27 protein-coding genes, 2 tRNA genes and 1 pseudogene are annotated in these 26,726 nt (G+C 55.9%); 18 read left to right on the top strand and 12 right to left on the bottom strand.

Annotated features, from left to right (window positions below; genetic code table 11):
- Positions 1–424: 424 nt before the first annotated feature.
- Positions 425–1,393 (bottom strand): GlxA family transcriptional regulator, encoded by a 969-nt coding sequence (locus tag N902_RS0112590; protein ID WP_027371204.1) that lies wholly within the window; start codon positions 1,391–1,393, stop codon positions 425–427.
- Between the two features lie 319 nt (positions 1,394–1,712).
- Between N902_RS0112590 and N902_RS18855 the strand changes: the two genes are divergently transcribed.
- Positions 1,713–2,258 carry a Slp/YeaY family lipoprotein gene (locus N902_RS18855; RefSeq protein ID WP_051564571.1) on the top strand — a complete coding sequence of 182 codons (546 nt, stop codon included), beginning with the start codon at positions 1,713–1,715 and terminating at the stop codon, positions 2,256–2,258.
- Positions 2,259–2,284: 26 nt separating this feature from the next.
- Entirely contained in the window at positions 2,285–3,322 is a 1,038-nt protein-coding gene (locus N902_RS0112580) for a DUF362 domain-containing protein (RefSeq protein WP_027371203.1), read from the top strand.
- A 135-nt stretch (positions 3,323–3,457) separates the two neighbouring features.
- Here the strand turns inward: N902_RS0112580 and N902_RS0112575 are convergent, their stop codons facing one another.
- The 3 genes from N902_RS0112575 to N902_RS17810 form a co-directional block, all read right to left on the bottom strand.
- Positions 3,458–5,155 (bottom strand): potassium channel family protein, encoded by a 1,698-nt coding sequence (locus tag N902_RS0112575; protein ID WP_027371202.1) that lies wholly within the window; start codon positions 5,153–5,155, stop codon positions 3,458–3,460.
- Positions 5,156–6,287: 1,132 nt separating this feature from the next.
- Positions 6,288–7,277, bottom strand: coding sequence for an aldo/keto reductase (locus N902_RS0112565; RefSeq protein ID WP_027371200.1), 990 nt, complete (start codon positions 7,275–7,277; stop codon positions 6,288–6,290).
- Positions 7,278–7,319: 42 nt separating this feature from the next.
- Positions 7,320–9,785 (bottom strand): DNA internalization-related competence protein ComEC/Rec2, encoded by a 2,466-nt coding sequence (locus N902_RS17810; RefSeq protein WP_051564570.1) that lies wholly within the window; start codon positions 9,783–9,785, stop codon positions 7,320–7,322.
- Positions 9,786–10,056: 271 nt separating this feature from the next.
- Here N902_RS17810 and pyrF point away from each other — a divergent pair, with 271 nt between their 5' ends.
- From pyrF to N902_RS0112545, 3 genes are all read left to right on the top strand, one after another.
- Positions 10,057–10,758 (top strand): orotidine-5'-phosphate decarboxylase, encoded by a 702-nt coding sequence (gene pyrF, locus N902_RS0112555; protein WP_027371199.1) that lies wholly within the window; start codon positions 10,057–10,059, stop codon positions 10,756–10,758.
- A 444-nt stretch (positions 10,759–11,202) separates the two neighbouring features.
- A tRNA-Val gene (locus N902_RS0112550) sits at positions 11,203–11,278 on the top strand.
- 16 nt (positions 11,279–11,294) lie between these two features.
- A tRNA-Asp gene (locus N902_RS0112545) sits at positions 11,295–11,371 on the top strand.
- A 34-nt stretch (positions 11,372–11,405) separates the two neighbouring features.
- On the opposite strand, the gene N902_RS17805 is transcribed toward N902_RS0112545, so the two are convergent.
- The 7 genes from N902_RS17805 to N902_RS0112510 form a co-directional block, all read right to left on the bottom strand.
- Positions 11,406–12,503, bottom strand: a complete 1,098-nt coding sequence (locus tag N902_RS17805) for a tyrosine-type recombinase/integrase (RefSeq protein WP_084288340.1) — start codon at positions 12,501–12,503, stop codon at positions 11,406–11,408.
- A gap of 233 nt (positions 12,504–12,736) precedes the next feature.
- Positions 12,737–13,990: an AAA family ATPase gene (locus N902_RS0112535; RefSeq protein ID WP_027371198.1), complete on the bottom strand. Its 1,254-nt coding sequence runs from the start codon at positions 13,988–13,990 to the stop codon at positions 12,737–12,739.
- Between the two features lie 87 nt (positions 13,991–14,077).
- A complete protein-coding gene (locus tag N902_RS18850; RefSeq protein ID WP_027371197.1) occupies positions 14,078–14,749 on the bottom strand; it encodes a ribonuclease H-like domain-containing protein in 672 nt (223 codons plus the stop codon).
- A gap of 226 nt (positions 14,750–14,975) precedes the next feature.
- Positions 14,976–15,824 (bottom strand): ERF family protein, encoded by an 849-nt coding sequence (locus N902_RS18845; RefSeq protein WP_051564568.1) that lies wholly within the window; start codon positions 15,822–15,824, stop codon positions 14,976–14,978.
- Positions 15,825–15,884: 60 nt separating this feature from the next.
- Positions 15,885–16,043 (bottom strand): hypothetical protein, encoded by a 159-nt coding sequence (locus N902_RS19780; protein ID WP_153304213.1) that lies wholly within the window; start codon positions 16,041–16,043, stop codon positions 15,885–15,887.
- Between the two features lie 12 nt (positions 16,044–16,055).
- Positions 16,056–16,325: a hypothetical protein gene (locus tag N902_RS0112515; RefSeq protein ID WP_027371196.1), complete on the bottom strand. Its 270-nt coding sequence runs from the start codon at positions 16,323–16,325 to the stop codon at positions 16,056–16,058.
- 513 nt (positions 16,326–16,838) lie between these two features.
- Positions 16,839–17,492, bottom strand: a complete 654-nt coding sequence (locus N902_RS0112510) for a helix-turn-helix domain-containing protein (protein WP_027371195.1) — start codon at positions 17,490–17,492, stop codon at positions 16,839–16,841.
- Between the two features lie 76 nt (positions 17,493–17,568).
- Here N902_RS0112510 and N902_RS20685 point away from each other — a divergent pair, with 76 nt between their 5' ends.
- From N902_RS20685 to N902_RS20240, 13 genes and pseudogenes are all read left to right on the top strand, one after another.
- The gene (locus N902_RS20685; RefSeq protein WP_034622770.1) at positions 17,569–17,754 is read left to right on the top strand and encodes a helix-turn-helix transcriptional regulator; all 186 of its coding nucleotides are present in this window, start codon (positions 17,569–17,571) and stop codon (positions 17,752–17,754) included.
- 73 nt (positions 17,755–17,827) lie between these two features.
- Complete coding sequence (locus N902_RS17780; RefSeq protein WP_051564567.1) at positions 17,828–18,328, top strand: phage regulatory CII family protein; 501 nt, start codon at positions 17,828–17,830, stop codon at positions 18,326–18,328.
- A 4-nt stretch (positions 18,329–18,332) separates the two neighbouring features.
- Positions 18,333–19,220: a hypothetical protein gene (locus N902_RS18840; protein WP_027371194.1), complete on the top strand. Its 888-nt coding sequence runs from the start codon at positions 18,333–18,335 to the stop codon at positions 19,218–19,220.
- Entirely contained in the window at positions 19,198–19,764 is a 567-nt protein-coding gene (locus N902_RS0112495; RefSeq protein WP_027371193.1) for a hypothetical protein, read from the top strand. Before N902_RS18840 ends, N902_RS0112495 begins: the two co-directional genes overlap by 23 nt.
- 763 nt (positions 19,765–20,527) lie before the next feature.
- The gene (locus N902_RS0112490) at positions 20,528–21,154 is read left to right on the top strand and encodes an ATP-binding protein (RefSeq protein ID WP_027371192.1); all 627 of its coding nucleotides are present in this window, start codon (positions 20,528–20,530) and stop codon (positions 21,152–21,154) included.
- Positions 21,151–21,765 (top strand): hypothetical protein, encoded by a 615-nt coding sequence (locus N902_RS0112485; protein WP_027371191.1) that lies wholly within the window; start codon positions 21,151–21,153, stop codon positions 21,763–21,765. The genes N902_RS0112490 and N902_RS0112485 overlap by 4 nt, the downstream gene beginning before the upstream one ends.
- Positions 21,671–22,324 (top strand): thermonuclease family protein, encoded by a 654-nt coding sequence (locus N902_RS17770; RefSeq protein ID WP_084288337.1) that lies wholly within the window; start codon positions 21,671–21,673, stop codon positions 22,322–22,324. Before N902_RS0112485 ends, N902_RS17770 begins: the two co-directional genes overlap by 95 nt.
- A 291-nt stretch (positions 22,325–22,615) precedes the next feature.
- The gene (locus N902_RS20680) at positions 22,616–22,834 is read left to right on the top strand and encodes a four helix bundle protein (protein ID WP_084288335.1); all 219 of its coding nucleotides are present in this window, start codon (positions 22,616–22,618) and stop codon (positions 22,832–22,834) included.
- Entirely contained in the window at positions 22,801–23,055 is a 255-nt protein-coding gene (locus N902_RS20675; protein ID WP_084288333.1) for a GIY-YIG nuclease family protein, read from the top strand. Before N902_RS20680 ends, N902_RS20675 begins: the two co-directional genes overlap by 34 nt.
- A 15-nt stretch (positions 23,056–23,070) precedes the next feature.
- Positions 23,071–23,271 (top strand): annotated as a pseudogene (locus N902_RS20670) (four helix bundle protein); the annotation flags it as partial.
- Between the two features lie 168 nt (positions 23,272–23,439).
- Positions 23,440–23,814 (top strand): MarR family EPS-associated transcriptional regulator, encoded by a 375-nt coding sequence (locus N902_RS0112470; protein ID WP_027371190.1) that lies wholly within the window; start codon positions 23,440–23,442, stop codon positions 23,812–23,814.
- Between the two features lie 120 nt (positions 23,815–23,934).
- Complete coding sequence (locus N902_RS17765) at positions 23,935–24,378, top strand: four helix bundle protein (RefSeq protein WP_084288329.1); 444 nt, start codon at positions 23,935–23,937, stop codon at positions 24,376–24,378.
- Positions 24,379–24,571: 193 nt separating this feature from the next.
- A complete protein-coding gene (locus tag N902_RS20240) occupies positions 24,572–26,506 on the top strand; it encodes a nucleotide sugar dehydrogenase (RefSeq protein ID WP_208596328.1) in 1,935 nt (644 codons plus the stop codon).
- Here N902_RS20240 and N902_RS19355 read toward each other — a convergent pair.
- A partial coding sequence (locus tag N902_RS19355; protein WP_161635187.1) for a transposase occupies positions 26,437–26,726 on the bottom strand: 290 nt, incomplete at its 5' end. The two genes, N902_RS20240 and N902_RS19355, sit on opposite strands and share 70 nt — an antisense overlap.

Here is a 26,726-nt window from a genome sequence, read left to right as displayed (position 1 = left end):
TTGTATACCACCATGGCAGCGCCGATAAGGGCATATGATTCTTTTTGATATAAATATGTATTCATTGAATCATCCCTTTCTTTATCAGCGGAAATCAGCGCGATCAGCGGTTAATGTTCTTCTTTTGCCGCTGATAGGTTATCTGCGGAAAGAAAATGAGGAAGAGCTTTAGCCGCTGATAAAGATAATCTACGCTGATAAGAAAAGATCATCTTTTGATCTGCGATCAGCGTAATCAGCGCAATCTGCGGTTGTTTCTTTTCTTTGGCCGCTGATGGGTTGTCTGCGGAAAGAAAAAGAGGAAGATATTTAACCGCTGATAAAGATGATCGGCGCTGATGAGAAAAAAATCATCTTTGGATCAGCGATCAGCGGTTATTTCTGTTAGAAAACTCCATTCTTTTTGTCCAAGAACCCAACCCACCTATTCGCCATCCATCCCCCTCCGCTCCTGCAGGGGCGGATATCCGTACACGGACTTATACGCCCTGCTCAGGGCGGCGTTGGACTGGAATCCGCAGGCAAGGGCAATGTCCAGAATGCGCAGGCTGGTCTGGCCCAGAAGCTGTCTGGCCCGCTCCAGGCGCAGCTTGAGATACAGGCGGGACGGGCTTTGTTCCAGGTTGTCCTGAAAGACCCTGCTCATCTGTCGTGGAGACAAGCCGACAATCGCGGCGATCTGCTGCACGGACAGCGGTTCCTGAATATTCTGCTCCATGATTTCAATGGCCCGGACCACCTCCGGGTGATGGACCTGCATCCGCAGGCTGATGGGCATCCGCTGCTCGTCCTGGGGCTCTCTGATCCGCTCGTGGATGAACTGTTCGGAGATCTTGACCGCCAGGGGATACCCGTGCTGCAGGGAGATCAGCTGGAGCATCATATCCAGGGAGGAGGTCCCTCCGGATGAGGTCAGCCGGTCCCGGTCGATCTCATACAAGGCCCCGCTAATCCGCACATCGGTAAAATCCTCCCGAAAGGCGTTCAAGTGCTCCCAGTGCACTGTGGCCCGATACCCGCGCAGCAGACCGGCCTTGGCCAGGAGGATGCTCCCGGTGTCTATTCCCCCCAGGACGCAGCCCTCCCCGGCCCGGTCCCGGAGCCAGGAGAAGATGCTCTCCTGGAAGTGCTGCTCCGGATGGTATCCGGCGCACACAATGCAGGTCCGGACCTGACCGGCATCGGCCAGGGAGGACTGAACGTCAAAGGCCATGTCGTTGCTGGCAGTGACCGGCAAGCCGTCCACAGACACGAACTGCCAGGTGAATAGATCCGGCTGGAATCGGTTCGCAGCCCGCAGGGGTTCCACGGCGGCCAGAAGGCCGAGCATGGAAAATCCATGCAGGATCAGGAAATGGACGGCTTGAGAGGTATGCAGAGTATCCTGGGGCATGAAAGACTGCTCTCACTACCACACCCGGGCTGCTCGCTCAGAAACCACGCTGGCCCGAATCCGGGTCGGGGTCATCGCCCACCCTCCTCCAGAATCATCCTGATCCTTTCCTTAGGTCTGGCACAATTTCTTCAGCGTGCCTGTTCGAGCTTGGGCCTTCTTTCCACTGGACCCAGGATCATGGATAGCCATAGACATTTTTCCTGTCCACCATTGCCCAGGGTTGGGGTTGACTTTATAGTGAGCGGCATTCAACTTGGTATTACAACAAAAGCGACCCACAAAATCAAACCTGCACCTTCCCCAGCGGAGGCTTGACATGAAAAGCATATTACTCGGTCTTTTGTTGACCATCCTGTGCACTTCCGGATGTGCTGTGGTTTCCGAGGACCTCCGCGTCCAGGCCGATCCAAGCCTCAGCTTTGAACAGGTCACGGCGGATCCTGCTCAATATGGCGGACAGATCGTGATCTGGGGCGGATATATCATTGAAAATCACCCCGGGCAGGAAGAGAGCCGGCTGGTTATCCTGCAGGCCCCGCTCACCTCGCAGCAAAAACCAAAAACCAAGGATGCTTCAGCAGGCAGATTTATCGCCACCCAGAATACGTTCCTTGATCCTGAAATCTATTCAAAGCACCGCGGGGTAACTCTAGCCGGCAAGGTAACTGGAAAGACACAGACCCTGGAAAACGATCCCTACGGCCCTTATCCCGTACTCCAGATCAAGGAGATCCATCTCTGGGATGATCCGAACCGGGAAAACTACGACCGGCGAGGGCCGTACCGGCCTTATTATTATCCGTGGCACGGCCCCTACCTCTTCTACTCCCCCCGGTCGCCCGGCTTCTGGTACGCTTGGTAGATTGAAAAAACATAAGGAGGAAAAGCATGCAGGATGCACACTCAGTTTTCCTGGCCCCCTGGAAGCAGGGCGCAAACATGATGAACGATGCCCGGACCCTGTACGAACACGCGGGGCTGTTCGACGTGGTCCAGCCCGGGGACAAGGTCGCCGTGAAGCTCCATGTGGGCGAGCTGGGCAATCCCAACTACGTCCGGCCCTTTTTTCTCAAGCAGATCGTCGACGAGGTCAAGGCCAGGGGCGGCAAGCCGTTTCTGACCGACACCTGCACCTACTATCCCCTGCTGCGGAACAACGCCGTGGACCATATGGAAACAGCCGTGGCCAACGGCTTCGGGTTCGCTCCGTTCATGGTGGCTGACGGACTGACCAGTGAAAACGGAATCACCGTGGAGTCCCCGGACCCGCTCTTGCCCGATGTTGAGGTTGCCGGCGCCCTGCATCAAGCCGATGCCATGATCGTGGTTTCCCACTTAAAAGGGCATCCTCTGGGCGGTTTCGGCGGGGCGATCAAGAATCTGGGCATGGGCGGGGTGACCAAGAAGAGCAAGCTGGACCAGCACCGGCTCCTGGACCTGGTCATCGACCAAGAGGCCTGCCAGGGATGCGGCACCTGCGTGGACGCATGCTGGTTCAACCTGCCCAGGATAGAAGACGGATGCGCGGTCATCGACAGCCCATGGTGCATGCGCTGCCCCATATGCAGCACCGCCTGTCCGGAAGGAGCCATCACCCTTCAAAACAGGGAGAAACTCCCCCAGGGACTGGCTGTGGCCGCCAAGGCTGTGCTGAACACCTTTGCCCCGGACAAGGTGGCCTACGTCAACTTCGCCATGGATATCAGCACGGTCTGCGACTGCGCCCCGAGCCCGGGCGAGATCATGAGCCAGAACGTGGGCGTCTTCGCCTCCACCTCGGCCTTGTCCATCGACGCAGCCGGGCTGGCCAGCATCGACTACCAGAAGCTGAACTCCTTGCACAGCCAGGACTGCCATGGGCAGGTGCGCAAGATGGCCGAACTGCAGACCCCCGGGTCTCTCGAGCCGAAGGTCATCACCGTGTAGCTGGCATTTGGTCCTCAGGCGGACACTGCATGTCCTTGCCCAGTCGATAAAGCCGCCTCTCCCCCGGGGAGAGGCGGCTTCCTTGTTTTCGCCCCCTGGCCCTGCCGTGAGCCGGGTCCGTTCATGAACAGGGGGTCAGCCCTCCTTTTGGGGGAAGTGACAGTGGAAGCTCTTTTCCGCTTCCGTGGTCCCGACCATGATGATCTCTTCCCCTTTGTGCAGCACGTATCCCGGATCGGGATTGATCTGCATATCCTCTCCGGAACGGACGGCGATCACGCTGCAGCTGGATTTTTCCCTGATTTTGCTCTGCAACAGGGACTTGCCGGCTAAGAGATCGGGAATCTGCTGCCGGAATATGTTCAAGCCCTCGGCCAGCATGAGTTCCTTGTCCTCTTTCAGGAAATTGATCACTGCATTGGCCCCCATGGAGGCGTAGGACATGACCAGGTCTGCCCCGGCCTGATGCAGCTTGCTGATGTTCCTGTCCAGAGTGGTCCGGGTGATGATCTGGATGTCCGGGCGCAGCCTCCGGCAGTAGATGGTCAGATAGATGTTCATGTTGTCGTTGTTGGTGGTGATGATCACCGAGGGAGCGCTGTCGATCCCCGCCTTCTTCAAGACCTCCAGGTCCGCGGCCTCACCCTGGATATGCCTGTCGCTGCCCCTGGTCAGGCGGACATTCTTTTCCACTATCCGGTAGTCGATCTGGTTCTCGGCCAGGGCCTGGGACGCGGCCTTGCCCACCCGGCCCCCGCCCAGGATCAGAACGGGGTGCATGGACACACTGTACACGCTGTACAGCTCGTCGTAGCGCTGCAGCTGCGGCTCCGACCCGGCCAGGACCAGGACCGAATGCTCGCTGATCCGGGTTTCCGGCCGGGGGATGATAAAGGCCCCCCTCTGCCAGATGCCCACCACGTTCACCCCGGTGCTTTCCCGGATCCCGCTCTCCCGCAGGCTCTTTCCCTCCAATGGGGTGCGCATGGCCGGGGCCTCGGCAATGGCCAGCTGCCCGAACCTGCCGATGATATTGGCGTGCATGCTCACTCCCAGCACCCGCCGGGCCAGGGACCTGCCCAGCATGTGGGAAAAGTGATACACCTGATTGGCCCCGGCCAGCTCCATGATGTCGATGGAGGCCTGGCTTTCGGCATTGGCCACAATCGGGGTGGACGAGGAAAAATCCCGCAGGGTATAGATGCCGTTGGTGTTCAGCTGATCGTCCTGATTAAAGACCACCAGGGCCGCCTGCCCGGCCCGCAGGCGCTCATAGGTCTGCCTGTCGTCTATATCGCCCAGGACCACCTTGTAGCCCTGGTCGTACAGCTCCAGTGCCTGCTGCTGATCATTGAGCAAAATGGCATACGGGTAATTGTACTGGGCCAGCTTCTTGATCAGGGCCATGCCCACCGCCTCAAACCCGGCCAGGATCACATGTCCATGCATGTCCTTGGGCAGCTCCCGCGGGGTCCGTGCCTTGTCCTGGGCCTCCAGCCACGGGGCGTAAAAGAACTGGATAAAGGTGAAGGGAAGCATGACCAGCAGAAATATGACCCCGGAGAGGAGGACCACAACTGAAAAGATGCGCCCGATATCGCTGGTGAAGGTGATGTCCCCAAAGCCCAGGGTGGTCATCACGGTCAGGGTCCAGTAGATGCTGGTCGGCCAGGAGTACTCCCGCCCCTCCAGGGCCATGAGATGATGAAACACGGCGCTGTAGGCGATTATGAGCAGGACCAGGACCGCCAGGAACTTGCACAGGACCTTCACGTTCCTCTTGGCTGTATTGCTCTGGAAAAAATACAGGAGCTGGGAAGTAACGAATTTCATGAGATCTTGTGTTGGAAAATCTGTTATCAGGTATCAGGCATCTGGTATCAGGTGTCAGGTGTCAGGGTAAAATGCCTGTTCAGGACAAGGGAACGCCACACGCTTTCGGCCCTTCGCAGAGAACACCCCCCGGGCTGTCCTTTATCCACACTTTACACCCAGTTACATACGGCTTTGCCGTAGACCTTTGGTCTATGTAACCAGGTAAACCGTGGGATAAGGTGTTGGTCATCGTTCAACCACCCCTGGGCCCCCTCCTTGCCAAGGAGGGGACTCTTAATCGTCTGATCTTGCTTTAGATATTCGATTGCGGCTTTCGATAAGCCAGACACTTGCGGATAAAAAACGTACACACAACCGCGGTTCTCTTAACTCCCCTCCTTCGCAAGGAGGGGCAGGGGTGGTTGGAATGGTGAATCTGATACCTCATTTTTTTCAGTATGTTATAACTCCACGGTGTTAAGTGTATGCTATGCCCCCCTCAAGGGGGGACGGGGTGAAGCTGGGCTGCGGCATGAAAATCAAAACGTTGTATGAAAAACCGGGTGCAGCTCTTACGTAGGACGCGGTTGCCCTCAACCGCTGTCCATTTCTTCTCAAAGACAGGCCAGCCCTTGAGGGCTCAGAAGCTGGGGGCTGGGTGTCAAGTCCCCCCTTGAGGGGGGATAAAAGGGGGGTGTTTCTTCCGACTCCTGCCTCCCGACTCCAGACTCCTGTCCCCCGACTCCCGACTCCTGCCTCCTGTCCCCTGTCCTCAGGACCAGGAAAGGCCACCAGTCTTCTATCCTCCGCAGAGAACACCCCCCGAAGCCCCCCTCAAGGGGGGACGGGGATGAAGCTGGGCTGCGGCATGAAAATCAAAACCTTGTATGAAAAACCGGGTGCAGCTCTTGCGTAGGACGCGGTTGCCCTCAACCGCTGTCCATTTCTTCTCAAAGACAAGGCTGCCCTCTGCCGTCTGACCTCTGATCTCTGATCTCTGCTCAGCCCCCAAGAGGGCGAATGATTATTCGCCCCTACACTCGATCCCCCTGGATCAAGACCTGAGGCCGACCTCTGACCTCTGACCTCTGATCTCTGACCTCTGATCTCTGATCTCTGATCTCTGACCTCTGTCCTCTCTCCCCTCCGCCTACCTCTCCGGCGGAGCCATAAACTCCGGTCCCACCGGATCGGTCACATTCTCCTCCAGGATCCGGTCGACGGCCTGGAAGTCGTCATCACTTAAGCTCCAGCCAAAGACCTCGCTCAAGGGGGTCATCTGTTCCGGCCGGCGACCGCCCCACAGGGCCACACTCACCCCTTTGTCCAGAATGAACCGAACAGCCAGATGTATGATGTCCTTTTCATGCCGCTTCCGGGCCAGGTTCTGCAGGGCGTCCACAGCCTGGAGGTACTGGTCATAGCGCGGCTGCTTGAATTTGGGATCCACAAGCCGCAGATCGTCGCCGGTGAATGTGCTGTCCGAGCGCATCTTTCCGCTCAAGAGCCCCCGGCAGAGCGCGCCGTAGGTCAAGGTGGCCATGCCCTGCTCCTGGCAGTAGGGAAGGATGTCCTTCTCGATGCTGCGCTCGAAGATATTGTACGGGGGCTGGCACACGGCCAGATCAGTTCCCTGCCCAAAGGCCTGCATCTGCTGCACGGAAAAGTTGCTCACCCCCACGGCCCGGATCTTGCCCTCACTCCGCAATTGATCCAGGGTCTTGGCTGTTTCCTCAAAAGGCACCTTGGAGTCCGGCCAGTGGACCTGATAGATGTCGATGACATCGGTTTGCAGCCGGCGGAGGGAGTCTTCCACTTCCTGCCGGATTCTGTCCTGGGAGGCATTGCGCCAAACCTTGCCCGCCTGCGGATCCCATTCCAGGGCCACCTTGGTGGCCAGGACCACTTCCTTTCGCTTGCCGTCCTGGGCCAGGGCCCGGCCCACGATTTCTTCCGATCGGCCAAAACCGTAGACCGGGGCGGTGTCCACGATGTTCACCCCTTGATCCAGGGCGGCATGAATGGTCCGGATGGACAGGGCCTCGTCGGTTCCGCCCCACATCCAGCCGCCGATGGCCCAGGTGCCCAACGCCACCCGGGACACCTTCTCCTCGATTCCGGGTATACGGGTATATTCCATAATCGCCTCCTTTGTTTCTTCAGGATTCGCTGCATCGAAACATTATCTGTAGTTGCCCGCTCCCCAAGCCGTCAACCGTTGAAATACCGGCCCCTCATCCCCCAGCCTGGTGCGTACCGAGCCCATCTCCAGGGAGCGTGGGTCCCATTCTACCCGCACTTCCCCCGCCCTGGACGTGGAGTACAGCGGGACGCCGGCTCGGCCCAGGGCCTGCCCCACTTCCGGGTGCGGAAAATGAAATATATTCAAAAACCCGCAGCTGGCCACGGCAATTTCCGGGTCCACCCGCTGATACAGCTCTTGACTCAGGCTCCCCCGGCTGCCGTGGTGGGGAACGACCAGCACATCGGCCCGCATGTCCCGGCCGGAGTCCAACAGATCGGCGATCCCTGGCTGTTCAATATCGCCGGGAATAAGGGCCAGCCCTTTCCCCTGATGGCAGACCCGCAGCACCAGGGAGGCATCGTTGTCCTCTGTTTCTGCAGAAATACGGCCTGGATGCAGGACCTCCAGGTTTAGGTCATCTCCGATTTGCAGCCGGTCCCCGGCCCGGGCTTTGTGCAGGCCAAATTCCTTGCGGCTGATGATCTCTTCCAGAGTCCGCCTGTCCTCTCCCGTGGGCCATTGTCCGTTGAACACGAAGCGCCCGACATGGTAATGCCTGAGGATATAGAACAGCCCCCGCAGGTGATCGAAGTCCGGATGGGTCAGGACCACGGTATCCACCCTGGGCAGGGCCCGATAGGTCAAGGCCGGGCTCAGGGCGTACCGGCCCAGGTCGAAGTCCGGATTCCATGACCCTCCCCCGTCGATGAGGACCCGTTCGCCCTCCGGACTCTTCAGGCATACCGCCTGGCCCTGGCCCACATCCAGGACCCGGAGCCGGACCGCGCCTCCCTGGTCGGGACTGCCGGCAGTCAGCCAGGGGACGGCGATCATGCCCAGCCCCAGCCCGCCCGCCAGGACATTTTTCGCGCTCGTGCTCCGGGCGGCGGCAATCACCGCCCCCAAAAGCAGCCAGTATCCCACGCACTCCGCCCATCCCGGCCTGGGCGTCACAACAACCTCCAGCCATCCCTGGGCATTAAGCCACTTTAAAAGACCGCTCATCATCTCCAGAATATCCCCGGCCAGATGCATGGCCCTGTTTCCAAGCCAGCTCATCCCTGGACACACCGATACGCTCATCCCCACAAGACCCAGGGGCAAAACGCAGAACCCAAGCACCGGGAGCCAGAGCATGTTCAGATAGATATGCGGGCTCAGCTGGCCGAAGTCGGCCATGAGCAGAGGCAGGAGGGCGATGTTGGCCGTGAGACTGAGCAGAAAGACGGACAGCAGACCGGAAAGGGCCTTTCGGACTCCTGAACGCTGGGCATCGAACCGTGTCCCGATCAAAGGCCACAGGAGCAGGATCCCGGCCACGGCAACCATGGACAGCTGCCAGCCCAGGGAGAAGACAGCCAGGGGATCCCAGATCAGAAAGACCAAAAGGGCGAAGAAGAGCCCGTCCAGAAGGGCCTTGCTCCGTCCGGCGAGCAACAAAACCGCCCAGAAAAAGAACATCAGTGCGGCCCGGACCAGGGACTCCCGGCCCTGTCCCAGCCAGAGATACGCGATGACCAGAGGTGCGCCCAGGGCAATGCTCATCAACGGGCGGGGAAGGACAAGGAATATCCCGGGCCGGAAATATCCAATCCCCCGGGCTGCCGCCCACCCCAGGGTCAAGACAAAGCCCAGATGCAGTCCGGACAGGGCCAGGCTGTGGGCCAGGGAGGCCCGGCGGACCAAATCAAGTGTCTCGTACTCCAGCTTGGATCGGTCAGCCATGAGCAGGGCCAGAAGCAGCCCCTGCCCGGGTCCGGGCTCAGTTGCCGCCAGGACCCGGGAGCGAAGCGCCTGCCGCCAGGTCCACAGGGTTCCCGGATCGCCGTGTATCCGGATCGGGGGATCGGCCTCCCCCTTGACGAAGCTGCGGTGAAAGACCCCCTGCCTGGCCCAGTAGGCCCGACTGTCCCAGGTATGGAAGTTGTCGAAGCCGTCGATGGGCTTGATCCGGAGCCTGGCCCGGATCTCCTGTCCCGGGGCCGGGATGCGGGGCGGATCCTGCCAGGTCAAGACCGTCATCCCCGGCAGGACCTGCTCGAACCCCTGGCCCCGGCAGTGCACGTCGGAAAGCAGAATCTGGATCCTGTTCTCCGGCTTGAACCGGACCGCGTGCACCCGGGCCCGGACCTCGGCCTGTGTCCGGTCTTTCATCCACTCCGGCATGGACGGCGGCGTCCCCGGAGCATGCAGCCAGACCCAGAGCGTGCCCAGAACAAATGCGGCCAGGGCCCAGGACAGGGCAAGGGGCAGCGGTCTGGCCAGGAACATGAGTCCAGCCAGCAAAGCCCCGGCAGTTATTCCGGCCACAGGGTATTCCAGGGCGAATACCCCGCACAGGGCGAAGAGTGCTGCCCACTGCCAGGGCAAAAGATCGGCAAACGGCCCTCTCGTCTTGGTCATGGACAATCACCTGGGCATGAAGCGTGGCCCCGCAAACAGAGCCATGGCCGGAGGTGCGAAACGTATTTGTGGTTCTTCGCCCCACAAAGTGGAATTGCATACATAAGAGTTTGCCGTCTCTTCTGTGTGCCTTTCGCGGCAGGCCCGCACATTTTTCGGTCCAGCCCCCTGAGCCCGGCCTGTAGGCTTGAGAATACCTCAATACAGGTATATGCTCCGAAGTGAATCAGGCACACCCCAGATCCTGCGACCCAAGGACCGCGAGACAGCAATGCGCACACCTATTTCCCTGGACAAACGAATCATATTCGCCTTGGACCTGGACTCCCCCCAACTGGCCAAGGATTGGGTCAGCACCCTTTTGCCCCAAATCCGCTTTTTCAAGGTCGGGCTGGAGCTCTTTCTGGCCGGTGGCTGGGAGCTGGTGCACTGGATCCAGGACCAGGATGCCGAGGTCATGCTCGACCTCAAGTTCTTCGACGTCCCCCAGACCGTGCGCAAGGCTGTGCAGCAGGCCCAGAAGCACCAGGTTTCCCTGCTCACAGTACACGGCAACGACGCCATGCTGCAAGCGGCCTGCGAGGCAAAAGGACCGGCCCGGATCCTGGCCGTCACCGCCCTGACCAGCCTGGATGCCGCAGACCTTGATGATCTTGGCTTTGCATGTTCGGCCCAGGATCTGGTCCTCAGCCGGGCCAGGCGGGCCCTGGACCTTGGCTGCGCCGGGGTGGTCTCTTCCGGCCTGGAAGTTCCGGCCCTGCGCGAGCATCTGGATGATCGGCTCCTGGTGGTCGTCCCCGGGGTCCGTCCTGTACAGAACAGGCCCGTGGACGACCAGAAGCGGACGGTGAGCGCGGGCCAGGCCATTGCCAGCGGGGCGGATCATGTGGTCATCGGCCGGCCCATACGCGAATCCCCGGATCCTTTGGACACAGTTCGCCGCTTGCAGGAAGAGATTGCCGCTGCGTCCTGACGCATCTGAGCTCCCAAATTCCGCCAGATCTGGATCAGCGCGATCAGTTTGTATGAAAAACTGTTATGAGTTATTCGTTAATAGTTATCAGTATCCGATTGGGTAACCACTCCCAGTCGGTATCGGTATCGAAATCGAATTCGTTTTTATGCTTCGTTAGCGCGAGCTTTTTATCGTTCCCACGCTCTGCGTGGGAACTCTTTTGGACGCTCCGGCGTCCAGAAAGAGACCGCGGGAGCGGTCATGAAGGCTCCCACGCAGAGCATGGGGGCTATAAGGAATCGCCTGGCTCTTTGCAGGCGTTTGTCGTACCCAAACTGTCGTTGTAATGTTAGAAATCCTTCGCATTTCTGGTACGAAATATTTTTGGGGCATTTTTTTTCGGCCTCGAAAAAAATTGTTGACAAAAAAAAAGGTCATCTTTATATTCTTTTTCTCGCGGCGGGGCGGATAGCTCAGCTGGGAGAGCATCGGCCTTACAAGCCGAGGGTCACAGGTTCGAGCCCTGTTCCGCCCACCAAACCAGCGTAGAATGCGGAGCTGTAGTTAAGCTGGTTATAACGCCGGCCTGTCACGCCGGAGGCCGCCGGTTCGAGTCCGGTCAGCTCCGCCATTTTTTCCAAACACTCCAAGGTGTTAGAAGAAGGTCAGTGGACACCCCCACTGGCCTTTTTCTTTTTGGACGGCTTTTGGACGGCTTTTTTCTTCAGCCCCCCTTTCAAAAGCTCCAAATGCGGCCGTACAGACTCCAGTCCACGGACGTAGCCTTCCGTGGTGGAGAGCTTTTTATGCCGCAGAATTTCCTGGATCACTTTCATGGGCACATTGTTCTGGGCCAGAATGGATGCCGTGAGATGCCTAATGGCATGACATCCAAAAGGCTTCACTTTGGCCTTTTCACACACGTCCTGGGGAAAACCCCTGTTTTCGGTGTATGGCTGCCCTTTTCGCCGTCCAGAGGGCTGGACGAAAACATGCTCAGAGCTTAAGGCCGTCTTTTTGTGCCCTTCCATGGTCTCGGCCAGGATCTCGGTCATCGGGATCCAGACATACTCCATGGAACTGTCCTTGTTTTTCCGGGTCCCTAGTCGTATCTTTCGCGACCAGAAATCAATATCCGACCATTTCAGCTTGTAGACCTCTCCCCTTCTGGCTGCCGTATGCAGAAAAAAAAGGAGCAGAACCTTGTCCTGCCCCTTTGCCTTTTCATAGACTTTCCAGAACTCCGCTTCAGGTGGCACATATCTGTCCACCCTTTCCTCCGGGAGTCGATCGATCAGGGCAAAAGGATTCGGGGCTTTAAGGCCAAGATATTTGATTCCCCAGTTGTAGGCCGCTTGCAGGTTTTTGAGGTCTTTGTTGATGGCGTGGCCGGACCGTTCCTGGTTTTCCATGTAGGCCAGTATCTGCTTCAAGGTAAGCGCTGAAGCGTCTTCATCCGGCCCGATGGCTTTGTTGAACCTGGAAAACACGTTTCGTTTCTCGGAAACGACCTTTGGGACGTACTTTCGGACACAAAAGCTCAGATACCGTGTTGCCCACTTATGACAAGAGATTGAAGGGATCGTCTCTTCCAGCTGATTGGTTTCCGCTGGTGGCTCTGGATTGGTCAGTTCTTCGCGCCTTTCGCTCTCCCACTCCTTGGCCTTTTTCTTGGTTTCGAATACCCGCGTCTCGCGCCTGTCTCCAATCCGTATCTGGCCCACCCACTGTATCTTTGACCCTCGTTTTCGCTTGTACGGCATACTCTTCCCTCACCTTCTCACTTACCAGATTTTCAAAGAACAGGACACGACCGCCAATGCGTATGCCGCCGTACCTGGAAGGATAGCGTTGAACAGTTGACAGGGCAACTTCAAACAGTTCCGCTATATCCTGATGAGGAATCTTTCGTCCCAAAGGCTGAAGCAACTTTGTCATATAACTATCCAGCTCAGCTTACGGTCATCGTCTTTCTTGCAAATGCTCGTTGAGAGCCTTATTTGACCATCCCGTCCTCGATAACCACCACGCACTCGTCCTCCTCGCCCACGCGCTCGATCCAGACCTGGCCATCATATTCCCTGGCCAGCCCGGCCAGGAGGTTCAGGCTGTTTTCATCAAGCAAGGATCCGTCCCGGACCAGGAGGACCTTGAGCCCCGGGTTCTGGGCGAAGCCCATGGCCACGGATACCCGCAGCTGTTCGGCCTGGCTGGCCTGGGAAAAGGGAAGGCCGTTTAGGAGCACGCCGGAATCGTCAAAGGACAGGCCGTGAACCGGAAAGTGTGCCTCGTGCAGTGCCCGGGCCTTGGCCTGGTCGATGGCCTGGATCTCGTTTGTCAGGGCCTGGGCCCTGGTCTCCAGGGTCCCGTGCTCTTCGTGGGCCCTGAGCCGGTCGCGCTCCTGCTGGATTTTGCGGTTTATTTCCTGGGCGTTTTCCATCCGGTCCAGGATCTCCTGCTCGTCCTGGTCGGTCAGGGTGTCCACTTCTGCCTGCAAGGCGTCCCTGGAGTCCTGCAACTGGTCCAGCTGTCCCTGGGCGGATTCCAGCTTTCGCTGCAGCTCGTCGATCTGACTTTGCAGGTCGGTCACGTATTCCTGGCCTTTGCTTATCCTGGTTTCCAGGCTATGGACTTCATCCCTCTTGGCCTGGTTGGCCCGGTTATGTTCCTGCCGGCCTTTGAGCTCAGTCATGAGATCGGAAACGGTGATTTCTTTTTGCGGCAGGTCATTGTGAGCAGGCATATCCTGCAAGGCGGCCCTTAGCTTTTTGATATCCCGATTGACCTGAGTTCGTGCATCATAAAGGTCCTGGCGCTCGCGATCCATGTCTGTGAAGTCAAGGCCGACAAGGGCTTTCAAGGTCTCTACCTGGGCCCTGGGCTCCATGCGGCAAAATTCAAGGGGGTCAAAGGTCAGCTTACCGGTCAACTGGTCCAGGATCCTCTGCGGGGAGGTGTGGCGGGTGCCGTCCTTGTTGGATACGGTCAGGGTACCGCCGCCAGATTTGGTGAAGGTCCGAGTCACCACCAAGTCATCCAGCTCGCAGACCACCCGGGCCTTGTCCTGGCCATCCCTCACCGGCCGATCACACACAGCCCGCTTTCCGCCAAGGGCATAGGCGATGGAGTCCAGAACCGAGCTCTTGCCCTGGGCATTCTGGCCGCCAATAGTGATCATGTTCCCCTGGGGAGTGATAGAAACGGCTTTGAGGCGCTTTATATTTTCGGATTCGAGCTTGACGATGTGCATGGTTTCTCCCTGGGTTCATGGGTTGGCCTTTATCCCTTCAAGCCAGCAAAGATGGGCAGACCACTTTACTGGTTTGAAGGGACCAAATTAAACCGCCTCTTCCAGCACAGGTTGCCCGGTGATGATCCGGTGCACGTTGCGGGTCACTTCCACGTCCTGGGCGCAGTAGTCGTTTATGATCTGCAGGTAGCCTTCCTGCCAGAGGTCGAATACCTTGGAACCGTCCACTCCTTCGGTCTTACCGCTGATCCCCAGAAAATTGGCAATGTCGTCCATGCTCACCCGGTCCCGGAAGTCGGCCGCCCACAGCTCCAAAGTGTCTTGGATCCGCTTGTCGAATTTGGCCCTGGGAATGATCCGGGCCAGGGAATGCAAGCGGTATTTGAGGGACTTTCGCCAGATCCAGGGCAGGTCGAAGGTCCGGATGTTGTGGCCCACCCAGTCCAGGCGGGAAATATCGATGGGATGGTCCAGAAGCAGTTCTTGAAAGGTACGCAGCAAATCGGCTTCGTCCTCGATGTCGTCCAGTCCCACGGTCATGGCCTGGGCCGGGTCGTCGCCTATGGCCCATCCGATGGTCAGGATCCGGCCTTGCATGGAGTCCAGGGCCTGCTTTCGCCACTCGGTTTCCTGGTTGTCCTTGGCCCACTGCTGGATGGTTTCCGGCTTTTTCAGGTTGCCGGGCGCTTTTGCAATGAGGTCGTCAATGCTTGGCTGTATCAACCCGGGCAGGGTTTCGATGTCAATGTAGATCTCCATGGTCTTCCCCCTTGGTGCTTTGGCTGTCTATAAAAACCTGTGCCTCTTTTTCGCTGCGAAAGGCCGCAACATGCCTGTACTGGCCGCTTTGAGGATCCCACCTTTCCACATTCACCCAGCCAATGCCGGTGGCGGGTGCCGGGGTTGTCCTGTATTCAGGTATTTTTAATGTGCGCATGTGCTTGCCTTGGGTTTTGCCCCCGGGCCGTCCCGGGGGCGAATGGCTTTAGAACGGGGCTTCGTCCATCAGCGCGGTGGCATTTTCCACGTGCTGGGCGGCTTGCTGCTGCTTGGCCGTGTTTCGCTGCAGCTGGTTGACGTGGCGTTCCAAAAGCTCGATCAATTCAGATGCATCCTTTTTGTCCAGCTCTTTTGTGCTTGGCACGGGCGGCTTACCCTTTTGATTGAGCCAAATATTCACGTTCTCTATTTTCTTGTCGTGGTTGGTGTATCCCAGCTTGCCGCACAGAACATGGATCTTTTTCACCTGGGCCTCGGTGGCCTTGGGTGGCTGGGTGCCGTTTTGGGTTTGAGGAGGTGCCTGTTGGGCGCCTTGGGCCGGTGTTTGAGGTTGGCTGCCTTGCGGCTGGTCCGTTTGCTGGCTCTGGGCCTGTGTATGTCCGTTCTTTTCGTTGTATTTGTTCTGGAAGGCGTCAGGGTCGTCTTTGTCAGTGGCAATGTTAAAGAATTTGAGCATGAAGTACTTTTCAGCGTAGGTCATGGCCTTGCCCACGCCCTTCTCCCCGCTGTCGATCCCCTGGGCGTAAAATGGGCAGGTCAGGCTTTCTCCGGTTTCCGCGTCCATCCAGGTAAATTCCACCTCCAGTTCGGTGAAAAATTCCTTGTTGCCTTTTGAGTTGGCATGTTCGGTCACCTGGTGCCATTTTATGGCCGGAACCAAGAGGACACCCAGTTCATCCATCTTGCTGCGAAGGGTTCCCAGGGTCTGGGAGCTGCTTACATACTTGAACTGGTAGCCCTGGTTGTCTTTTTTCAGGTAGGTGCAGGTCTTTCGTATTTGAATGAGCTTGCTATATAAGCCCATGGCATTTGGGGTGGATTTTTCAGTGCTCATATCTCACCGCCCTCCGTGCGCCCCTGCCCGGGATCCAGGCGGGGGCGCTTGCGTTTACAGCTAGTTAGCCATATAATCGTCAATCACGTTTTCAGCTTTGGGCCGGGGCGAGACCCCCATCTCGATATGCTCCGGCTCAAGCTGATTCAGCTTTTCCCATCCCAGCAGCTTTTCTTGCTCTTCCTTCGTCAGGTCCATCCATTCAATAAATTCCACCATGTTTCCCCCTTGCTAAGCCGCCGGCAGGGCCTGGATCTCTTGGTCCGGGCAAGGTTGGGGCGGGTTTGCCTTCAAAGCGTTTCGCAGTTTCATTGTCGCGGTTTTCCAGTTCGGGCCCCGGAAGCTCTCGTGCAGGCTGGCGACCCAAATCGAGCATTCAATGTCGAACCCTTTTTCCTGTCCTATGCAGCTGTAGTCGTAGTGCTTGCGGTCATAGCTTAGAAATACCGTCGTGTCCGGGCACAGACGCAGGGCCTCTTGTTCCGCTTCGATCATTTTCATAGGCTCCCCCTTTTCAATTTTCAGGTTTCCCGCTTCGTTGCCTCAGCCTTGGCTCCGCCGCCGCCCTGTGCCGGGTAGGGGCAGGGCCTATCCCGCGTCCCGGTGGGTTCGATTTAGCTTAAGCAAGGCCCGAGTCCGGCCGGGTCCTCCTGGCCTGTTGTTGAGTACAGAATAAAGAATTAATCTGAATTTGTCAAGATATTATTCGTCAAAAAACGAATAATCATTCATATGAAATTGCCTGGCAAACAGGTCGATGCACTGATCGTGGTGAAAAAAAAGGGGCGTCTGCGCTTCAAGATTTGATTCAGGTAAGGAAAGAGAGGGGATCTGTGGTCTGTTTGGCCTTTAATTCGTGTTCTGTGCGTGGCGGCCTGTTCCGGGCTGCGGGGCTGGGTTGCGCTCACAAAAGGGAGGGGTTCTGGCCTCTAAAGGATCAAAGCTGCTGACTTCAGGTGACAAAAAAGCCGCACGCAGGCGGCTGCTTATCTTACTGTCCATAAAAAAATATAATTATGTCAGTTGTTTACAATACCATACACACCTGCCAAGGACTTCCCAGTCCTGGTTTTTTCCCAGTTCCATGCAACCTTTTTCTTTGCCCACATCGTCATGGCTGATCACATCCTCGCCCTGCCTGGTCAGCCTCTTGATGTCCAGTTCAAGGCCCACCCGAATCAGGTAAGGAGCGCCGCTGATGATCACCTGTTGTGATCTGTCCACAAGGACCAGGGCGTTGTCCGGCAGCCTGCAATCCAACTTGCTTCCGTTCGTGCGCACAAAAACCATGCTTTCCGGGCTTCCCATCTGATACAGCCAGTCGGTGCGAAAGCCGAATGGGGCCCTGCTGACCGAGGCCCTGGTGGCCAATCTGTTGTCTTGTTTCTTGTATTCCAAAAACGGAACCCTGGTCATCTGATCCCGGTCGTGCAGGTCCGGCGCTTCGACTGTGGGCAACTCAAAACTGAGCAGGTCGTTGGCCTCCAGACCAAAGACATTGGCGATCTTTTCCATGAGTTCCAGGGAGGGGGCGGCTTTTCCTTTAATGATTTCGTTTATGTACTGATAGGAGCGGTTCACATTGGCGGCCAGGGCTCTCTGGGTCATGCCGTGGGTGCGCAGGAGGTAAGAAAGGTTGGCTGCAAAGCGATTTTCAGGGTTGTCCATACAGTGTTTCTCCTCTAACAAAATTAAGTCGAACAAACAGGTTTACATATTCATGTAATTAAAATATAATATTCACATGGTAACCCAAAAAGAATTCGCCAAAAAGTTGAATGTCACACCGCAGCACCTGAATGCGGTGCTCAAAGGCCGGGTCCGGCCGTCTCTCAAGCTCGCCCTGCAGATTGAAGCTCTAATGGGCATTCCCCTCGAATCGATAATTCCAGAGTTAAAAGGTAAGGATTTCTCCTCTCCAGGCACCTGAACACAGTATCTATTAATAATACAGATCGTGGCGAACAGAGGCAATATGAAATCTGAACGCACGGGAGGACACGATGGGCATTGATCTCAAACGGCTTACTGCCAAACAAGCCCTTTGTCTGGCCAAGCAGATGTCCGGAAAGACCATCGAAGAGCTGGCTGAAGAGATGGAACAGGATCCCTCCACTGTCAAGCGCTATTTCAACGAACAGGATACAAGCTATTATCCAAGCTTGATGCGCCTTCCCCGCCTGTGCATGGCCTTGGGAAACTCCCTGCCCTTGGAGTGGATCCAGGCTCAGATGGGGGAGCTGGAGCCTTCAGTTCCCATCACCAATGACAGTGATCTGTTGCAGCGTATGAATCGATTGGCCGGAGAATTGGGGGGAGTGCACAAGACTGTTGACGATACGATCAGTGCATCTGGCCTGGAGCGTTTTGATCCCAAATGTCTTTTGGGTGAGCTGTTTGAGGTCGAGCATCAGGTCAAGGCCTTGCGCCGCAGCCTTCAGCAGGCTGAGGGTGAACCCTTGAACTCCGAGGGCTGGCGTTCGGCTGTGATCGAGGGCGCCTGAATCTATGCGGGATTTCGGGATCATCCATATCCGTTTCTGGGAATGGGCCCTGGAGCACGGGCTGTCCGATCAGGCCAAACTGGTCGCCGCCTACCTGCTGACCTGCAGGCACTCCAATTCCCTGGGCTGCTTCCGGATACCCAAAGAATACGTTTCAGCAGATATGGGATACGGTATGGAGAGGGTATCAAAAGCCTATACAGAGCTTATGGAAAACGGATTTCTGCTCTATTGCGAACCTTCAAAGTACGCTTTCCTGCCCAACTATCTGCGCTGGAACCCGCCCCAAAATCCCAAGCACGCAAAAGGCATTCTCAAGCTGATCACCCAGCTTCCAAGCACGTTTTCCTTAAACCAAAACTTGCTGGAATCATGTGAAAAATATCTTGCGCCCCATTTGGATCCAGAGGGTATGGATACCCTTTACCATACCCTATCCATAGCCTGCACAAACACAGAGACAGATACTGATACTGATACAGAGAGAGATACTGAGAGTGAGAGCAGCACCCAATCCCCCACCCCGGCAACGTCAATCCTTCCGTCTCCTCTGGCCCCACCTGTCTCGAACAGTGTTCCGCTCAAGGAGATAGCCGTGGCCTGGAACACGTCCCTGGAGAAACACAGTTCCTCCATTCCAAGGGTGACCAGGATTTCCCCTGGCTCCAACCGTCACAAGCTGGTCCGGGCCCGGTGGAAGGAGCAGCCCGACCTGGGGGCCTGGCAAGACCTGTTCGACCGGGTGGCCCGGTCCAGCTTTTTAAACGGCGGTAACGGCAGAAACTGGTCGGCCTCATTCGACTGGGTCATCAAGAAGGACAATTTTCTCAAGGCCTTGGAAGGCAACTACGACGACAGGGAGGGCAACCGTGGAAAAAGACCACTTTTCTGAGTTCGTGGAAGGTTTGGCCCTGCACTTTGGGCAGGACAAGTATGTACAGGATTCAGAGACCACGCGCATGCGCCTGCGGTCCTGGTTCGCCCAGGTCAAGCATCTGCCTGCCGAGCCTCTGGAGTGGATGTCGGATCAGATCAAACGTCGTTGGGACTATTTTCCGCGCAACCTGTCCAAGACCATGCTGGAGCTTTGGGATCAATGGCTGAGGGAGCACCCCAAGAAGCGGGCCGGCAAGCAAAGGCCGGACTGTCCGTACTGTCTGGAGGGCTGGATCATGGCCTATGCACCGGCGGGCCGGGGTTACAGCAAAGAGCTTGTGGAGCTGGGGGCTGCAATCAGGTGCGGGCATTGCTCCAGGGATTTTCAGGACAAGGACATCTGGTGTGCCACTGTGCAGGAGATTCGAGCCGCAGGCTGGGAGCCCATGGAGTTAAGCGATGGAACATACTCTGAGCAGGGCGCTCAATATATACAAAAGGTTATCAGGTGGCTCAATACTCGGAGGGCGAAGGGGCAAGGGCAAAGTGCTAAGGGCTAAGGGCAAAGTGCTAAGGGCTAAGGGGCAAGGGCTAAGGGCCGAGGGGCAAGGGCGGAGATCGGAGGGCGGAGGTCGGAAGTCGGAGGTCGGAGGTCGGGCGTCGGAGATCGGACGTCGGAGGTCCGATGTCCGGAATGCTCTTGGAACGGCTGACGGCCGATGTTTTCCGATGTTTTATCGTTCCCACGCTCTGCGTGGGAACTCTTTTGGACGCTCCGGCGTCCAGAAAGAGACCGCGGGAGCGGTCAGGAAAGCTCCCACGCAGAGCGTGGGAGCTATAAGTAAAACCCAGAAAGAGGGCAGGCATTTCGCCAAAGCCCGAAGCACTGCCCCTACTCAGAGGATCCCGGTTATGCGCCAATCCAGCAAAATACCGCTATTCATAACCTGCACCCCGCACCTCTTTGTAGGGGCAATCCTAGACGCTCCTGCGTCGTATGGTTGCCCTCTTCGAGATCCTGGCAGTAAACCAAAGCAATGGTTGAAAACCCAGAAAGAGGGCAGGCATTACGCTGCGCGAAGCCTGCCCCTACCCAGAGGATTACGGATAAAATTCTAAATCAGCGTAGATCAGCGCGATCAGCGGTTAAAATTCTTCTGTCTTCTCTTCTGTCGCAGATATGTAATCAGTTTACCCCGTGAAACAAAGCCGTTGGATTTCCTGTAAGGAAGTTCAGGGCGGAAAGAAAAGAGACTTAACCGCAGATCTCGCAGATCTTCGCAGATAAAAAATTAATCAGTGGTCAAATTCTGCAGGTGACCCATGCAGCGTGTTTTTTCCTATTTTGAAAGAGGCTCTATACGCCTTCGGGTCAAAAAGGCCAAACAGGACAAGGAAACCATTGTCCTTTCTCCGGGCCGGAAAGTGGTCATCGAGGGCGGACCCGGAAGCGGCAAGGCCAAGTTCCTGACCCAGACCGTGCACCACCTGACCAGCCACGGCATAAACTTCGTGCGCCTGAACTGCGACGATCCCAAGAGCCAGTGGCTGACAGAGTACAGGCTGCCGGTCAAAGTGGTGAATACGGACAAGCGGCTTAAAGAAACCATCGAGCGCTGTCTGCCGGAGAACTTCTATCTCATCCTGGAAAACGCCCACAGCATATCGGCCTCCAAGCTGGACATCGCCTTCCGGCTGATCAACAAGTGCCGCTCGCTCATCGTGACCACGGATCACTTCAACCAGCTCAACCGCACCCTGCGGGCGCAGCTGTTCCAGGCCAAGCTGATCACCTTAGGGACCGGGGCGGACACGTTCGATATGACCATGATCATCATGGCCTGTCTGGTGGTCTCCCTGGCCCTGCTTGGGTACAGGGACCTGGTCTTCACCGTGGCCGCCATCCGCTATCTGTTCCAGGGCATGCGCCTGGGAGGCCGGCCCATATGATCTGGCCCTGCCATGCCGCCATCGGCTTTTCCCTGGCGCAGGGCATGCAGCTGAACCTGCCCATGTGCATCCTGGGCAGCCTGTTCCCGGATTTCGTGGAGATCATGAGCCGGGGGGCGCTGGTTCACCGGGGCATCTCGCACAGCATCGTCCTCTGGACCGTGGGGCTCATGGCCAGCTGGAACACGCCGTTCATGCCCTTCTTTCTCTCTGCCTGCCTGGCCCACCTGCTGCCGGACTCCCTAAACGCCATGGGCGTGCCGGTATGGGACGGGGTGGCCGGCCGCAGGTTGACCCTTTTCTTCGGCCGGCTGCGGAATAGGACCCTGGCCGAAGTCCTGGTCACGGGCATATTGGCTTTTGTCTTCTTTGCCATTATACCGTCTGTTACCAATCCAGGTTTGTCGGAAATTGAGGCCCTGTACAACTCCGGGCTGATAGATAGGTACGAATACGAGCAACGCAGAGACAAAATATCGTCTTTGTTGGACCAATTCCTGGGAAGGGGGGAGGACGATGACCGACTCAAAGCACCCACTGGAAACTTTACGGCGCCTGATATTCGACTGGAGGGCTTTCTGGACCAAAAGACGGATAATAGTCAGCCTTAGCGGACTGCTGGTCCTGTTCGCCGTGGGCTGGGAGCTGTTCGGGGACGGATCCAGGTCGGCAATCAGCCAGGGCCAGGACGCTCAAGACGTGGAAGAGATCCTGGGCCAGGCGGTGGAGGTGATAAAAAACTACGACGGGGACACCATCACCGTGCACATCCCGGGGCACAAACCTTACAATGAACGGGTGCGCCTGATCGGGATCGACACCCCGGAAAAGAATCAGGGCCAGTGGGGGCGAAAGGCCACCCTGTACACCAGATATACGCTCAAGGACCGCAAGGTCTACCTGGAGCCAGACGTGCAAAAGCGGGACAAATACGGCCGGCTGCTGGCCTACGTATGGGTGGAGAGGGACGACGGCCGGCTGGCCATGCTGAACGAGCTTTTGGTCAGAGAAGGCCTGGCCACGATCCTGACCATCCCACCGAATGTAAAATACACGGACAGGTTCAAGGCAGCAGCCAAGAGGGCCAGGGAGAACAAGGCTGGGTTCTGGGCCGAGGGCGGGCTGAAGATGAGCCCGGGGGGAGTATCGGAAGATAAGTTGAAAGCTTGAAGCTGAAAGCTCGAAGGCAAAGAGTTTGTAACCGCAGATCTCGCAAATCTATCGCGGATAGGGGGTAAAAAAGATCATAAAACAACTCATTTCAGATTGTTAGCCAATCATGTCAATATTCCGTCACAGCCCACATTGAATAAAGATTTTTTCTTGACATCCTCCCCGCCTATACCTTACTTGTTCTTCCGTGAACTATGATGAAGCCGGAAGCTCAAAGCTCAAAGCGAATCAGACCAAAATCATCGGCACTTCTAATAGAGATGAGCATCAGGCAAAGACAGGGTAGAAATGGATTTTGGGTTTGAGAATCTGGAAGTATGGACCAGATCAGTTGATTTTGCCGTCAAAGTAATTGATCTGGTTGAATCCATGGATACTCCGAGAAAACATTTTCGGCTTCTTGAGCAGATTGAAGCATCTTCCTCTTCTATTTCCATGAATACTTGCCCTGATAATAGTTTGAGGTTTTGGGCATGTATTATACTTATGTGCTCCAAAGTGATATAGATGGCAAGTTTTATGCGGGATATACGAAAGACCTCAAACTACGATTTGATCAGCATAATAAAGGGCTTGTAGAATCTACCCGTAACAGGAGGCCATTAAGGCTTATTTATTACGAGGCTTGTTTACACCAAGGCGATGCTTTGCATAGAGAACAATATTTCAAAACATATAATGGAAAACGGTTTTTGCATAAAAGGCTCAAATCGTATTTAACAGGGTGAAAAGGAAAAGGACGATACTCCAAAAAGGAATTTGTTCAATACTGCTATATTGCCCGAGGATCACTGTATGAAACAATGACCCTCCTTGAAATATTTAGACGGAAAAAGTGGATTGCTGATAAAGATTTTGATGCGCTCAAAGAAGAGGGCTTGCAAATAGCGTCTATGATCAAAGGCCTGATAAATTCTCTCTATGCATCAATGAATAATAAGTAACTGCTTCAGGATTCGAGCTTCTTTACTTCTTTGATTTTCTTTGAACTTTCAGCTTTGAGCTTTGAGCTTTTATCTTTTTTCTTAAACGCTTTGAGCTTTCAGCTTCGAGCTTCTTACTTCTTAACCCTTTGAGCTTTCAGCTTTCAGCTTTCAGCTTTGAGCTAGTATATGATCGAATCCGAATTCCAAATCCTCCGAGCCCTGGACTCCAACCCGAATCTGTCCCAGCGGGAGCTGTCCAAGAAATCCGGGGTCAGTCTGGGCCGGGTGAACTATTGCTTAAACGCCCTGGTCAAAAAGGGGTGGATTGAGCTGGGAAAATTCACTGTAAGCGAGCACAGAAGACGCTACGCCTACATCTTAACCCCCAAGGGCATGGAGCAAAAGGCCAAGGCCACGTACCATTTTTTGCGGCGGAAGATGGAAGAATTTGATGCGCTGGAAAAGGAGATTGAGGAGCTACGGAGCGAATGTGAGGAGTTGGAAGAATCACATTCGGGTTATCAGTTATCAGTTAATTGTTATCAGGATGCGGATAGGTGAGGCGTTTTCAGTTATTTGTTATCCGTTATCAGGTACTGACAGCAGATAACGGATAACGGGTAACGGGCAGCGAATAAAAGATAACCGATAACAAATAACAGATAACAGTTAACAGGCACCATGAAGATCCAAACCTTCGAAGACCTGAAATGTTGGAAGGCTTGTCGCGAGTTACGCATATTTGTAGCCAAGCAGATTGTTCCCATTCTGCCCAAGTACGAGCAGTACCGGCTTGGCGATCAGATGCTCAGGGCGGCACGATCCACCACAGCCAACATAGCTGAGGGCTATGGCCGCTTTCACTACATTGACAATGCCAAGTTTTGCAGCAATTCACGCGGATCTTGCTGGGAGACCCTGGATCACTTGATCACAGCAAATGATGAAGATCTCATCCCAGATGAAATGCTGACAAAGGGAAGAGCATTGGTCCATGAGGCCATAAAGCTGACCAACGGGTACATGAATTATCTGTACAAGGCAGGAAAGAATAAAGATTCTGCTGTTAAGGAAGAACCTTCAGAGTACCAGTTATCTGTTAATAGTTATCAGGATGATGAGTGAGATGTTATCAGTTAATCGTTATCAGTTTGCAATCTGAATTCTGAAGCCGGTTAACAGATAACAAACAACGGATAACTACCCCCCAGATAACCGATAACCGATAACGAATAACATTCTGCAATCCAGATAACAGATAACCAATAACAGATAACTATATCGGATAACCGATAACAAATAACAGATAACAGGTACCATGCAATCACCACTCACATCCCCAACTATTGAAGAACAAGCGAAAAGTACCGCCCCCAACGGCCAGGTCTTCCCTCTGCCCTCAGAGGCAGATTACGCTGCCGAATCCGAGCGCCTCCGCTCCCTGGTGGCTGAGCAGCGCCTCATGGGCCGGGAGATTGTGGTGGTCATGGGGGTCGGCTTTGTCGGCGCAGTCATGGCCGGGGTGGTGGCTGATACTGTGGACCAGTCCGGTTCTCCCTCCAAGTTCGTTATCGGCATGCAGCGTCCTTCCCCCCGCTCTTTCTGGAAGATCCCGACCATCAACCAGGGCATCTGCCCGGTGCAGGCCGAGGATCCGGAAGTTGCTCCGCTCATTTCTCGCTGCGTGCTGGACAAAAAGACCCTGATCGCCACCTATTCCTATGAGGCCCTGGCCCTGGCCGATGTGGTGGTTGTGGATGTGCAGTGCGATTATCACAAAAAGGACTTTGGCAATGTCCGCTCCGGACACGCTGAGATCGGAGCCCTGGAAGACAGCCTCAAGGTCATCGGCGAATACATCAGCCCTGACTGCCTGGTGCTGATCGAAACCACCGTCCCTCCCGGGACGACGGAATATGTGGCCTATCCGATTATTAAGAAGGCGTTTGAGAGACGAGGACTTGTTCAGACGTCCCCAGTGAAACACCCCAAAGGGGGCCACGGTTTCACGGGGCAAGCAGACGTCAGAGATCAGAAGTCAGACGAACGAAGCACAAAGGACGAAGGACGAGGAACCGTTGCCGAGCAGTCTATTTCTTCCGCCAACCGCTTCCCGCCAACCGCTTCCCGAAGCACGAAGCACGAAGAACGACGAACAGAAGCAGCAGAGCCGCTTCTAGCTCACTCATTTGAAAGAGTAATGCCCGGGCGCAACTACGTCTCCTCCATCCGCGATTTCTGGCGGGTGTGTTCCGGGATCAATGACCAGGCCAGGCAGCGGGTGGAAAAATTTTTATCTGAAGTCTTAAATGTCCAAGACTATCCCTTGACTGTCCTGGACCGGCCCCTGGAGAGCGAGACCTGCAAGATCGTGGAGAACTCCTACCGGGCCACCATCCTGGCCTTTTTAAACGAATGGTCCCTGTTTTCCGAGACCAACGGGGTGGATCTGATGAAGGTCATCGATGCCATCAAGGTCCGGCCCACCCACGACAATATCATCTTTCCCGGCCCGGGCATCGGCGGCTACTGCCTGCCCAAGGACGGCGGCCTGGGCGTCTGGGCCTACCACACCCTGATGGGCTTTGAGCAGGACATCTTCAAGATCACTCCCCAGGCCATTGATATAAACGACACCCGAGCCCTGCGCCCGGCCCAACTGACCCGGGACGCCCTGCGCAACATGGGCAAGATCGTGGCAGCCTCCAAAATAGCCGTCCTTGGCGCGTCCTACAGAGAAGACGTGGGCGATACCCGCTACTCCGGATCAGAGATCGTGGTTCGCAAGCTGACCGAAATGGGCGGGGATGTGGTGGTCCATGATCCATATGTAAAGCACTGGTTTGAGTTCGAGCAGCAGGAAACCTATCCCGGAGCCGGCCATTCCCGCAAAGAGTTCTTCCGCAACCAGGATGGGCTCACAGACATGCGAATGGCCGAAAACCTGGATCAGGCCCTGCGCGGAGCAGACGCCGTAGTCCTCGCAGTCCGTCACCAAGAATACCAAAACCTGGATCCAGACACAGTCGTAACCCAAATCGGCCACCCAGCGGCTATTATCGACTGCTTTGGACTGCTTTCTGACGAGCAAATCAAGCGGTACTTCGAACTGGGGTGTGAGGTGAAGGGATTGGGTCGGGGCCATGTGAAGCGGATGAAGGATCAAGTGAAAGAAAAGGCTCCTCACACAAATTTGTGCATGATTTTGGGTTCAGGCAGTCCAGCCATGCAATGGTATAGATTACGGATGTAGTTCTTGGCTGACCGGAAACCGTAAGCCCTGTGGCTTATCATCTTGGCCTTGTTGTTGAGACCTTCTACCGAGCCGTTGCTGATCGGCATCTTGAAATAGCTGAGTATATTTTCTTCTTTGCGGCGCAGCATCCAGGCAAAATTTCGCATCGGCTGCAGTCTGGAATGAGTGGCCCACCAGAACCACTTATCGAGGAATTTTTTGGCCCAGGCTCTTCGCT

It is taken from the genome of Desulfovermiculus halophilus DSM 18834 (genome assembly GCF_000620765.1).
Lineage (GTDB): Bacteria > Desulfobacterota > Desulfovibrionia > Desulfovibrionales > Desulfothermaceae > Desulfovermiculus > Desulfovermiculus halophilus.
This window is presented reverse-complemented; position numbering and strand designations above follow the sequence as displayed.